This is a genomic window from Dietzia sp. Alg238-R159 (assembly GCF_900537145.1).
In the GTDB taxonomy this organism is placed as follows: domain Bacteria; phylum Actinomycetota; class Actinomycetes; order Mycobacteriales; family Mycobacteriaceae; genus Dietzia; species Dietzia kunjamensis.
The window spans coordinates 1-7770 of sequence record NZ_UNRI01000025.1 but is presented as its reverse complement, the minus strand read 5'-3'; the positions used below and the strand labels follow the sequence as shown (position 1 = coordinate 7770).

The 7770-nt window shown below is 67.0% G+C and carries 10 protein-coding genes and 1 pseudogene; 7 read left to right on the top strand and 4 right to left on the bottom strand.

The genetic code is table 11. The features are described 5' to 3' along the window. Positions 1–43: 43 nt before the first annotated feature. The 5 genes and pseudogenes from G6R20_RS18305 to G6R20_RS18285 all read left to right on the top strand — a co-directional run bounded on the left by G6R20_RS18305 (position 44) and on the right by G6R20_RS18285 (position 2930). A complete protein-coding gene (locus G6R20_RS18305) occupies positions 44–190 on the top strand; it encodes a hypothetical protein (protein WP_240341568.1) in 147 nt (48 codons plus the stop codon). Beyond that, complete coding sequence (locus G6R20_RS18300; RefSeq protein WP_007633699.1) at positions 187–945, top strand: ATP-binding protein; 759 nt, start codon at positions 187–189, stop codon at positions 943–945. Before G6R20_RS18305 ends, G6R20_RS18300 begins: the two co-directional genes overlap by 4 nt. Positions 946–1072: 127 nt before the next feature. Continuing rightward, a pseudogene (locus G6R20_RS18295) lies at positions 1073–2042 on the top strand (IS3 family transposase). Between the two features lie 13 nt (positions 2043–2055). Next, entirely contained in the window at positions 2056–2520 is a 465-nt protein-coding gene (locus G6R20_RS18290) for a PDDEXK nuclease domain-containing protein (RefSeq protein WP_346010055.1), read from the top strand. Positions 2521–2699: 179 nt separating this feature from the next. After that, positions 2700–2930, top strand: a complete 231-nt coding sequence (locus tag G6R20_RS18285; protein WP_163377262.1) for a hypothetical protein — start codon at positions 2700–2702, stop codon at positions 2928–2930. A 72-nt stretch (positions 2931–3002) separates the two neighbouring features. Here the strand turns inward: G6R20_RS18285 and G6R20_RS18955 are convergent, their stop codons facing one another. From G6R20_RS18955 to G6R20_RS18270, 3 genes are all read right to left on the bottom strand, one after another. Continuing rightward, positions 3003–3296 carry a signal peptidase II gene (locus tag G6R20_RS18955; RefSeq protein WP_240341565.1) on the bottom strand — a complete coding sequence of 98 codons (294 nt, stop codon included), beginning with the start codon at positions 3294–3296 and terminating at the stop codon, positions 3003–3005. 219 nt (positions 3297–3515) lie between these two features. After that, entirely contained in the window at positions 3516–5483 is a 1968-nt protein-coding gene (locus tag G6R20_RS18275; RefSeq protein ID WP_163377261.1) for a cation-translocating P-type ATPase, read from the bottom strand. Next, positions 5476–5859 carry a metalloregulator ArsR/SmtB family transcription factor gene (locus tag G6R20_RS18270; RefSeq protein WP_163377260.1) on the bottom strand — a complete coding sequence of 128 codons (384 nt, stop codon included), beginning with the start codon at positions 5857–5859 and terminating at the stop codon, positions 5476–5478. The genes G6R20_RS18275 and G6R20_RS18270 overlap by 8 nt, the downstream gene beginning before the upstream one ends. Here G6R20_RS18270 and G6R20_RS18265 point away from each other — a divergent pair, their 5' ends adjacent. Continuing rightward, a complete protein-coding gene (locus G6R20_RS18265; RefSeq protein ID WP_240341564.1) occupies positions 5860–6219 on the top strand; it encodes a MerR family DNA-binding protein in 360 nt (119 codons plus the stop codon). A 278-nt stretch (positions 6220–6497) separates the two neighbouring features. On the opposite strand, the gene lspA is transcribed toward G6R20_RS18265, so the two are convergent. Then, complete coding sequence (gene lspA, locus G6R20_RS18260; protein WP_163377259.1) at positions 6498–7061, bottom strand: signal peptidase II; 564 nt, start codon at positions 7059–7061, stop codon at positions 6498–6500. 299 nt (positions 7062–7360) lie between these two features. On the opposite strand from lspA, the gene G6R20_RS18255 reads away from it, so the two are divergent. Further along, a partial coding sequence (locus G6R20_RS18255; RefSeq protein WP_163377263.1) for a cytochrome c biogenesis protein ResB occupies positions 7361–7770 on the top strand: 410 nt, incomplete at its 3' end.

The window sequence follows — 7770 nt, the reverse complement described above, 5'->3', positions numbered from 1 at the left end:
AGGCTGAACTGCTCGGGCCCGGCCCACCACCACGCAGCCGGCGGTGGCGGCTACGACGGACCGGCTGGAGCCGCCGCCGGGTCGGCGAGATACCACCGGGGCGCATCTGGCCGGGCCCGAGCAGTTCAGCCTCGCCGCCCTCACCGGAGGCCCGAGCAGCGGCACTGCGGGGCAGGAGGAGCTGCAGTGACTGATCGTCATCTCACCGACGCCGACATGCCGCTGTTCACGCAGCTGCGGATGACCGCGTTCGGCCAGACCGTCATTGACCTGGCCAACGATCCCGCCTGCGACGAGTGGACCTTCTCGGAGAAGATCTTCCACGCCCTGGACAAAGAGATCACGGCCAGGCAGGAACGCCGGACCCAGAAACTACTCAAGGCCTCCAGATCGCCAAACCCTGACGCCTGCGTAGAAGAGATCCGCTACCTGCCTGACCGCAACGTCAACCGCGAGCTAATCGCACGACTTTCCAGCTGTCAATGGATCGACGCCACTCGCAATCTCGTCGTGCTCGGCCAATCCAGCGTGGGCAAGACCTACCTCGCCCAGGCGCTTCTCAATGCCGCGTGCCGAAAGTACTACACCGCGAGGTTCTTCCGGCTCGACGACCTGGCCAACCGGCTCGCCGTGCTGGAGCCGACCTCGCAGCGCAGGCTGGACTTCCTCACTGATCTGCACAACTGCGACCTGCTAGTGCTGGACGATTTCCTGACCACGCCGGTGGCCCCGCACACCGCGGCGGAGCTGCTCAACATCCTTGCCGCTCGGGAGGGGCGGGGCTCGACGCTGGTGACCTCGCAGTTCGATCCGCCAGATTGGTACAAGTCGCTCCAAGACGCGGTCATCGCCGAATCGATCCTCAACCGGATCGTCGCCGGCGCCGAGATCATCGCCCTCGACGGCCCGAACATGAGACGACACCTCGCCACGGCAACGCCATAGCGGCCCAGCGGTCGGACGGGTGAACTCCGCTATCCGATACCCGTCCGACCGCTACCCGATCATCAGAACCGCGCTTTCCGAAAGGCGTCCCAAACACCGTGGTCCTGTGGGTCAAGGAGGCGACGAAGTGAGCGTGGCACGTTTCATCGCCGACCTTCAGGACCAACTACCGAGTGCCACACACTCTGGTGTGCGCCCTGCTGGGCGTGTCGCTGGCGTGGTTCTACAAGTGGCTCAAGCGGGCCACCGGGCCGGAGGCGGCCAGCGGTCTGCACACCGAGCGTGACCGCCGCCGCGAGGTCGTCGACCAGGCGGTCGCGAAGGCGTTCACCGCCGCAAAGGGCCGGCATGGATCCCCTCGCCTGTACTTCGACCTTCGTGACGAGGGCTGGCAGGTCAGCGAGAAGACCGTGGCCGACTCGATGCGCCGCCAGGGCCTCGTCGCACGCCGCATCAGACGCCGCAACGGTCTGACCAGGCAGGACAAGACGGCCCCGAAGTTCCCCGACCTGCTCAAGCGGGACTTCACCGCCGACAGGCCGAACGCCCGGYGGGTCGGCGACATGACCGAGATCCCCACCGTCGACGCCAACGGTCGGCCMRGWGARAAGCCATATCTGGCCACTGTGATCGACCTCTACAGTCGTAGATTGCTTGGTGCTGCCACCGGTCTGCACCCGGACGCCGAACTCGCCTGCGCGGCGATCAACATGGCCGTGGCGACCCGCGGCGGTATCGAGGAGGTCCACCAGTCTGGGTGGCGTGAGGACCCGTCGAAACGAGCCATATTTCACACCGATCGGGGCAGCACCTATACCGCTCACGCGTTCACGAAACTATGCCAAGACCTCGATATTCGCCAATCGATGGGGCGGGTCGGATCGTGCTTTGACAATGCTGCCGCCGAAGCATTTTTCAGCTCGCTGGAATGGGAAGTTTTGTCGCAACACACCTTCGAAAACACCCGCGCCGCCCGGGCCGCTGTGTTGGACTGGTGCTACGGATTCTACAACCACGACCGACGACACAGCACGATCGGAATGGTGAGCCCGATCAGCTACGAGACCGCCGCGGCGACCGAACCGGAAGCCGCCTAGGAAACCCTCCACGATTCGGGGGGAACCACAGTCCCTGACCGACCGGATCGTCGATACGCTGCGCGAGCTCGGCCCGGGATTCGCTTTCGTGGGAAGACAAGTGCACTTCGACGTCGGGGGCGAGGACTTCTACGCTGACCTACTGTTCTTCCACGTCGAGCAATTGCGGTACGTCGTCATTGAGCTCAAGACCGGCAAGTTCAAGCCAGAACACGCCGGGCAGCTGCAGTTCTACGTCGCCCTGGTCGAGGATCGCCTGCGCCGCGCCTCGCATGCCCCGACTGTCGGGATCCTGGTCTGCGGCAGCCGCAATGATCGTGTCGTCCGCTACGCACTGAACCAAGCCGGCGCACCCCTGGCCGTCTCAACCTTCAGCTATGAGGCCCTACCCGCCGCAGAGCAAGAGGCACTACCCAGCGAAGACGACCTCACCGCAGCCCTGGCCCAAATCACCGAGAACGACCAAGACCACTCGTAAACAACGCTGGAACACACCGTAGCCCCAAAACAGGGCCCGGCCCGCACCGTTGTCGGCGGACGCGAGTTCGACCTCACTGACGCCGAAGCCGATCGCGTCATCGACTTCATTGCGGGGCTCATCGCCTCCCGTGACCTGCACTGACCGCCGGTGTCGGAGGCCCTGGCTACGGTGCCGGCGTGGACGAGCTGGTGGACCGAATCCGACACGCGGCCGACCAGACAGGCGAGGCACACTTTCTCGAGCTGCTGCGCTGGCACCGCGTGGTCGTGGGCCTCCCCGAACCCGACTGGGGCGCGCGTGGCGCCTACCGGCTCGCCCTTACCGAACTAGGCGAGGACCGGGCCGCCGATTGGACCGTTGCGGCATCGGGGCACGCATTAGTCATGGGGCATCGACCGAAACGTTGAAGCGGTCATTTTCCCCTACGCGCGTTCTGATGCTGGTGGAGGCGAGCAATCTGGCCGCCTGGGCGATGCTGGTCAGGTCCGCGCGTCACGGTCATTATCGGACACGGCCGGTGAGCTTTGGCGGGCGGAGGTGAGGACGAGCAGCACCGCGCCGCCGATGATTAAGGTGTCAGCGAGGTTGAAGGTGGGCCACCAGCCGGTGTGCAGATAGTCGGTGACCACACCGTCCAGGCTTCGGTCGATGAGATTGGACAATGCGCCGCCCAGTACTCCGGCCACGCCGACGCGGCCCAGGAGGGGTGTGGTGGGAGCGCTGTACCAGGCGTAGGCGGCCACGGTGGCGGTGATGAGCCCGGTGAGAGCCACGATGGTCCAGGCGGGCAGGGATGCGCCCAGGCTGAAGGCGACCCCCGGGGTTGTAGGTCAGACGCAACTCCAGCGGTCCCAGGAACTGCGGTTCAGATCTGGCGGTCAGAGTGGCCTCGGCCAAGACTTTCAGGGCCAGGTCCGTGACTGCGAGCGCGAGGGCGGCGGCCAGCACGCCCCAGCGGGGGAGCCTTTTAGCCGCGGCCGGTGTCGGGTGCCTCACACCTCGGCCAGCATGCGCTCGCGCGGTGCGGCGGTGGCGTCATGGGGTAGCGCCAGGTTGCGCGTGCGCCCGGCACGGATGCTGTTGCCGATAACCACGACCTCGGCGACCTCGTGCACCAGCACGACCGCGGCCAGGCCCAGGACTCCGAATAGCGCCAGGGGCATCAGGCCGATGATGATGGCAAGTGAGAGCCCTACGCTCTGCCACATGATGGCCTTGGATCGGCGGGCGTGGCCCAGAGCGCGGGGCAGGTGGCGCAGGTCCTCGCCCATCAGAGCGATGTCGGCGGTCTCGATGGCCACGTCGGTGCCCATCGCACCCATGGCTATCCCCAGGTCAGCGGTGGCCAGAGCGGGTGCGTCGTTCACACCGTCGCCGACCATCGCCACCGGGCCGTGTTGGCGCAGTTCGCCGACAATGCGGGACTTGTCCTCCGGGCGCAGGTCGGCGTGCACATCGCTGGCTTCTATGCCCGCCTGGGCGGCCAGGGCGACGGCAGTGGCCGTGTTGTCGCCGGTGAGCATCACCACCCGGTAGCCGGCGCCGCGCAGGGCTTCGACGACCTCGGCGGCTTCGGGGCGCAGCTCGTCGCGGACCGCGATGGCGCCCAGCAGTACTCCATCTTCTTCGACAAGGACGGCGGTGGCGCCGGCGTGCTGCATCCGGGCTATATCCTCGGCCAGCGGGCCAGCATCGATCCAGCCCGGGCGACCGAGCCGGACGCTGCGGCCTTGCAGGGTGCCGGTGAGTCCGGCGCCGGTGACCGCCTCCACGTGCTCGGCCCGCTGCGGCACGGGGCCCGCGGCCAGGATCGCGGACGCGAGCGGGTGTTCGCTGCGTTCCTCCAGTGCGGCGGCTACCGCCAGCACGTGCTCGGCGGTGTGACCGGGGGCGGGGGCGGTCTCGATGACGGTCGGGCGGTTGCGGGTCAGGGTGCCGGTCTTGTCCAACGCCACGGTGCGGACCCGGCCCATCGCTTCAAGGGCGGCGCCGCCCTTGACCAGGGTGCCGTGCTTGGAGGCGGCGCCGATCGCTGCGACGACGGCGACGGGCACGGAGATGGCGAGCGCGCACGGTGAGGCGGCCACCAGCACGACCAGGGCGCGTTCGATCCATATCAGCGGGTCGCCGAGCAGGGATCCCACGGCGGCGATGAGGGCAGCGGCGATCATCACCCCGGGCACGAGCGGTTTGGCGATACGGTCGGCTAGGCGCTGGCCGGCGCCCTTGCGGGATTGCTCGGCCTCCACGATGGAGACGATGCGGGCCAGGGAGTTGTTGGCCGCGGTGGACGTGACAGTGATTTCCAGGGCTGCGGTGCCGTTGATGGACCCGGCCAACACCTCGTCCCCGGGTCCGGCTTCCACTCGCACGGATTCGCCGGTGATGGCGGAGGTGTCCAGACTGGTATTTCCCGAGGCGATGACCCCGTCCGTGGCCAGGCGCTCACCGGGGCGCACCACTAGCGTGTCGCCCACCACGAGCTCGGCCGGGTCGACGATGTGCTCCACGCCTTCGCGCAGCACCCGGGCCTGGTCGGGGACCAGGTCCAACAGAGCGCGCAGGCCGCGGCGGGTGCGGGCCACAGAGTACTCTTCCAGCCCTTCGGCGATGGTGTAGAGCACCGCCAGCATGGCGGCTTCGCCCACCTCGCCCAGCAGTACCGCGCCCACGGCGGCGATGGTCATCAGTGTGCCCACGCCGATCTTGCCCTGGGCCAGGCGGCGCAGTGTGGCGGGTACGAACGTCCACCCCGCGACGGCCAAGGCCGCGGCCTTGAGCGCTAGCACCACCCACTCGCTGACACCGACCCCACCGGAGCCGTATCCAGCCAGCAATAGCAGCACTGCCACGGCGGCGAACCGGATCTCTCTCACCTGCCACAGGGTTTGGGGCTCCTGCTCATTGCCCTCGTCGCCGCTGCGGGCCTCGTCCCCGCTGCATCCACACGCGTCACTCATCTCGTGCCCCCGTCGTTGTCTGGCTGCCGGTCTCGTAGTTGGGGCACAGTGCTACCGCGCTGCCGGTTTCGGCCAGCAGAATCTCGGCTGAGGCCAACAGGTCAAGAAGTTCCGGGCGGGCCAAGGAGTAGAACACCTGGCGACCCTGGGGGCGGCCCTGAACTAGGTGGCAATCGCGCAGGCACGCCACGTGCTTGGAGACAGTGGACTGGGCCAGCCCCAACTGTTCCACCAGGTCAGCCACTCGGGCTTCGCCGTCAGCCAGGCGGCGCACGATGGCCAGCCGGGCGCCGTCGGAGAGGCTGTGGAACAGGGCTTCAGCCGCACCGATACCGGCGGTTGGAGCGGCGCACCCGCCAACGTGTGTCATCGTCATGTGGCGATCATATCCCATATTGGCAATGAGTGGCGGCCGGGCCTACTACCTGCGCCTGAGCGCACCGCCAACGGATACCGCGACTACACCCCCGCGGCCCTGGCGCGCCTAGACTTCGTTCGCCGCGGCCGCACCGCTGGGCTCACCCTGGCCCAGATCCGCGAGATCCTCGACATCCGCGACGCCGGAGTCGCGCCCTGCCAGCACGTGCATGCCCTGCTCGACGCCCGACTGGGCGACCTGGACCGTCAGATCGCCGACCTGCAAACACTGCGACATACCGTGGCGCACCTTCACCACAGTGCCACCACCAGCGACCCCACCAACTGCGATGCCACGACCGTCTGCCGCTACCTGTGACCGCACAGGTACCGCTTGGCGCAGCACCCACACTCACCGCAAATTTCTTCCCGGTAAGTGAGCCGTCAGCTACGGAGCATCCGCCAGGCTCAGTCCTCGCCGGGCGCCGATCACGCTCCAGCCCGAGCGTCGCCAACGGGCCATCTCTAAAAGCCGTGCGAAAACGCCGATCGACCGGACAAAATGCCCGCCCCGGAACACGCCACACCTACTCGCGTCGTTGACACCGCCCCAGCGAGCTAACTGCGCGGCATCGGGGCCAACGCTGTGCGGCCACCTCAGTCGTCACAAGGTCCCCTGGCCTGCCGGGTCGCGGCTTCGGGCGTTTCCAAGACCGCGGTCCTGTCGGGGGCGGCGAGGGTGGCAACGATCAGCACGACGGCGCCACCGGTGATAAAGACATCGGCGAGGTTAAAGGTAGGGAACCAACCAGTGTGAAGGTAGTCAGTCACCACTCCGTCGGTGGCGCGATCGATGAAGTTGGCCACAGCTCCACCCAACATCAGAGCCAGCGCCAGTCGTACTATGCGCGTTGCGGAGCGGGTGGCCCGCCAGGCGAAGAGCGCCAGCGCACCGATGATGAGTCCAGTGATGGCGAGAACGAGGCTGGTGGGGAGGCCAGCGCCGAGGCTGAACGCCATCCCGGAGTTGAAGCCCAGGCGCAGCTGCATTAGTCCCAGATCCACCGTATGGCCGTCGGCGAGTGCTCCGCCAGCCCAAGACTTAGCTCCGAGATCCGCTGCGGCCAGCAGTATGACCAAGACGACCAGAGCTGTTCGCGCCAGGGCACCTTGGTCGCGTTGGTGGGGTGGTTCAGTAACGGGATTGACATCCTTCGGCATGACGTCATCCTCCTCGACTCGACACCGAGGCGGCAGGAAACCTCGATCGCGACCAGCCAAGCCCCCCCCCCGCCGAAGTGTGGACGGGTTCTTGAGGTAGCGGTGGGTCCGCTCAGGTCTGCGCACCGCTCGCCGTTGCCAACTTCCGGGACCTCAATGAAGCTGCCGGTGCGCGCCCGTCTAGTCTGTTAGAAAACCAGCGCCCTACCAGGTGTGCCCCGGATTCACATCAGGGGCGCGACCACGTCACACGCACTGTCCGCACCTGTTCGGCGCACCGCGATCCGCAGATGGACCTCATGTCAGAGCTCAGAACAACTGCTGCCTGCTCATCGTTGGGTGCCGCCACCGCCTTCTTCCGCAACGCGTGGCGCACCCTGACCGCCATGCGCACGGCGTTGATCCTGCTATTTCTGCTGGCAGTGGCGGCGATACCGGGGGCACTCCTGCCGCAGCGCAGCCTCAACCAAGGAAACGTCAATCAGTACATCGCGGACAACGGCTGGCTGGGGGAGTTCTTCGACAAGCTCCAGCTGTTCGACGTGTTCTCCAGCTGGTGGTTCACAGCCGTGTACGTGTTGCTGTTTATATCGCTGGTGGGCTGCCTGACACCGCGGTCGATTGATCTGGTCAAACAACTCACGGCCCCGCCGCCGCTTGCCCCGCGTACCCTTGCCCGCCCGCCCCATCCTGCGGCCTACCGGCCCAC

Bases quoted from the DNA above. Each gene is read 5' to 3' on its own strand.
- G6R20_RS18275 (WP_163377261.1), bottom strand. From the start codon at position 5,483: ATGAGTGACGCGTGTGGATGCAGCGGGGACGAGGCCCGCAGCGGCGAC.
- lspA (WP_163377259.1), bottom strand. From the start codon at position 7,061: ATGCCGAAGGATGTCAATCCCGTTACTGAACCACCCCACCAACGCGAC.
- G6R20_RS18270 (WP_163377260.1), bottom strand. From the start codon at position 5,859: ATGACGATGACACACGTTGGCGGGTGCGCCGCTCCAACCGCCGGTATC.